The organism is Pseudomonas sp. SDO5522_S412 (genome assembly GCF_054071215.1).
Genome location: NZ_JBSVWQ010000368.1, coordinates 1 through 3450 on the forward strand (window position 1 = coordinate 1; position 3450 = coordinate 3450).

Sequence of the window (3450 nt, forward strand, 5' to 3'; positions counted from 1 at the left end):
CCCAAAATCTTGGGAGCGCTGCGCACTCCAGCGGGAGCAAGCTCCCTCGCCACAGAAGCTCCCCTGCCACAAAAAATCGGCTCGCTATAGCCGTATCAGACCGCGGCAGGCCGCAGCGAATAGGTCTTCAGCTGATGGGCAAAGTCCCGCAGTGATTGAATCCCGCTCGCCTCGGCCTCGTGCACCCATTCCTTGATCGCCGCCAGCATGTCGTGGCCGTTGGTGCTGGTTTTCAGCCAGATCTGTTGCAGCGCCAGGCGCTTCTCGTAGATCACTTTCAGGGCCTGGCTGTGTTCCAGCATGCTCTGGATGCGCACGTGGTGGCGGTCATCCAGCAGGCTGGTCTCCCGCGACAGCAGGCGCTTGGCGCGATGGAATTGGTGGCGCACCGAGTGATCGACCTTTTCCAGTTCCTGCTTGACCAGCGGGCCAATCACCAACTTGCGGTACTGGGCCATGATCTGGAAGCGGTTGTTGAGGATCGCCATCGCGGTGTCCATGTCCAGGCTGCCCTTGCCTTCGACCCGGTGGGCGATCGGCGCGACCCGTTGCACCTTGGCCAGGCGCAGGAAGCTGAACACTTTGATCCAGGCCCAGCCCAGGTCGAACTCCCACTTCTTCACCGACAGCTTGGCGGAGTTGGGGTAGGTGTGGTGGTTGTTATGCAGCTCTTCGCCACCCACGATGATGCCCCAGGGAATCAGGTTGGTCGCCGCGTCGCGGCATTCGAAGTTGCGGTAGCCGATGGCATGACCCAGGCCGTTGATTACGCCGGCAGCCCAGAACGGGATCCACATCATCTGGATGGCCCAGATGGTGATGCCGATGGTGCCGAACAGCAGCAGGTCGATCACGCCCATGATCGCCACGCCCAGCAGCGGGTACGGGGTGTAGAGCTTGCGCTCGATCCAGTCTTCCGGGCAGTTCTTGCCGTAGATGCGCAGGGTCTCGGGGTTCTCGGCTTCGGCGCGATACAGCTCGGCGCCTTTGCGCAGCACGGTGGACAGGCCCTTGATCACCGGGCTGTGGGGATCGTCGACGGTTTCGCACTTGGCGTGGTGTTTGCGGTGGATAGCGGTCCACTCGCGGGTGTTCTGCGCCGTGGTGAGCCACAGCCAGAAGCGGAAGAAGTGTTTCAGGCCAGCATTGAGCTCCAGGGAGCGGTGGGCTGAATAGCGGTGCAGATAGACCGTGACCCCGACAATGGTCACGTGGGTCATCAACAGAGTGACTGCCACCAGTTGCCAGGCCGACAAGTCAAGAAAACCGTTGTACCACATAGGCTGTATGGCCCTCAGATAAAGAAAAAACCAGCTTGCGCATTATCACTAAGCCTACAGATAAAACCAGCCGCCCTTTCAGATAGGAGTGACTGGATGTTTCTTATTCTATAATCCGTAACCTTTGTAGGGCGAATCTGGTTTTTTAGTAAGGATTACTGAACATATGCTGTTTTCATACCGAGGTGCCCTGCGTGCCGGGCTGATGTACCTGCTGGTTTCGATTGTGTGGATTCAGCTCAGCCATCAGGTATTGATCAACTTTATCGATGAACCCGTGGAGCTGGGCCACTGGCTTCAGATACGCGGTTACCTGTGGGTCAGCCTCAGTGCCCTGGCGATCTACCTGCTCTGCGCGCACTTTGCCCGGGCGAACCTGATCCAGCAGCCACTGAAGGAAAACCGCGAGCGCCTGCGCCAGGCCGCCGCCGTGTTCGATTGCACCCGCGAAGGGGTGCTGGTCACCGATGCCCAGGGGCTGATTGTTCACGTCAACCGGGCCTTTATCGAAATCACCGGCTACCAGTGCGAAGACGTGCTGGGGCGCCAGCCGAGCCTGTTCAAGTCCGGGCGCCACTCGGCCAGTTTCTACCAGGCGATGTTCGAGACGCTGGAACGTGACGGTGAATGGAGCGGTGAAATCTGGAACCGCCGTAAAAGCGGCGAAATCTACCCACAGTGGCAGACCATCCGGGTGATCCGTGATGAGCAGGGCCATATCAGCCACTACGTCGCGGTGTTCTCCGATATCAGCGCCATCAAGCACTCCGAGAGCGAGTTGGCGCACCTGGCCCATCACGACCCGCTGACCGACCTGCCCAACCGCCTGCTGTTCACCGATCGTGCCGAACAGGCCCTGGCCTCCGCGCAGATCCATAAACGTGGCTGCGCCTTGCTGCTGCTCGACCTCGACCATTTCAAGATCATCAACGACAGCCTCGGCCATAACGTCGGCGACCAGTTGCTCAAGGCCGTCGGCGAGCGCCTGCAAGGCCTGTTCGGCCCCGGCGTGACCCTGGCGCGCCTGGGCGGTGACGAGTTCGCGGTGCTGGCGGAAAGTTGTCCACAGGTGGGCCAGGCCGCCGCCCTGGCGCAACGTATTCTCGACGCGATGAAAGAACCGGTCATCTTCGACGGCCATCAACTGTTTATCAGCGTGAGCATCGGGATCAGCCTGTTCCCCAGCGACGCGCTGAGCGCCGAGCAACTGCTGCGCAACGCCGACTCCGCGTTGTTCAAGGCCAAGAGCGCCGGCCGCGAAGGCTATGCCTTGTACACCGAAGAGCTTACCGCCCACGCCCAGCACCGCGTGGAAATGGCCGGTGAACTGCGCCGCGCGCTGGATCAGCAGGAGCTGCGGGTTTACTACCAGCCAGTGCACGACCTGCAAGACAGCCGAATGATCGGCGTCGAAGCCCTGGTGCGCTGGCAGCACCCGGAGCGCGGGCTGGTGCCGCCGGGGGAATTCATCCCGATTGCCGAGCGCACCGGACTGATTGCCGACATCGACGCCTGGGTCATGGACCAGGCCTGCCGCCAGATGTGCCAATGGCTGGCAGACGGCGCACCGCTGACGTTTCTCGCGGTGAATGTGTCCAGCCGCCTGTTTGCCCGGCGTGAGCTGTATGAGCAAGTAGCCAAGGTGCTGCACGACACGGGGCTGGATCCGGCGCTTTTAGAGCTGGAAGTCACCGAAAGCGCGGTGATGGAAGACCCGGAAGTCGCCCTTGAGCAAATGCATCGCCTGCGTGAGCTCGGCTTGCGCCTGGCCATCGACGACTTTGGCACCGGTTATTCATCGCTGCTGCGGCTCAAGCGCTTGCCGGTGCAGAAGCTCAAGATCGACCAGGGTTTTGTCGCCGGGTTGCCATGGGATGAAGACGATGCGGCGATTGTGCGGGTAGTGATCGCGTTGGCGCAGAGCATGGGCATGCAGGTGCATGCCGAGGGCATCGAGCAGGTTGAGCAGGCGCGGTTTCTATTGGAACAGCGCTGTGACCTGGGCCAGGGGTACTGGTTTGGTCGGCCGATGCCGGCCAGTGAGCTGGATTGGGCGAGGGCGCCGACCATTCGTTAACCACCGCCTGTCCTGATTTCAAACAGGGCCAAAATGTGGGAGCGGGCTTGCTCGCGAAGGCGGTGGGTCAGTCAGCAAATCTGTCACTGACCC

General features: G+C 61.2%; 2 protein-coding genes. One reads left to right on the top strand and one right to left on the bottom strand.

The window, feature by feature from the left end; all coding sequences use genetic code 11:
• Nucleotides 1–95: 95 nt before the first annotated feature.
• A complete protein-coding gene (gene desA, locus ACW9I6_RS31515; RefSeq protein WP_003218147.1) occupies nt 96–1280 on the bottom strand; it encodes a delta-9 fatty acid desaturase DesA in 1185 nt (394 codons plus the stop codon).
• Between the two features lie 166 nt (nt 1281–1446).
• Between desA and dibA the strand changes: the two genes are divergently transcribed.
• Nucleotides 1447–3357, top strand: coding sequence for a phosphodiesterase DibA (dibA, locus tag ACW9I6_RS31520; RefSeq protein WP_457340213.1), 1911 nt, complete (start codon nt 1447–1449; stop codon nt 3355–3357).
• Nucleotides 3358–3450: the final 93 nt, after the last annotated feature.

Excerpts from the sequence above, each read along its gene's own strand:
- desA (WP_003218147.1), bottom strand. The coding sequence starts at position 1,280 with ATGTGGTACAACGGTTTTCTTGACTTGTCGGCCTGGCAACTGGTGGCA.
- dibA (WP_457340213.1), top strand. The coding sequence starts at position 1,447 with ATGCTGTTTTCATACCGAGGTGCCCTGCGTGCCGGGCTGATGTACCTG.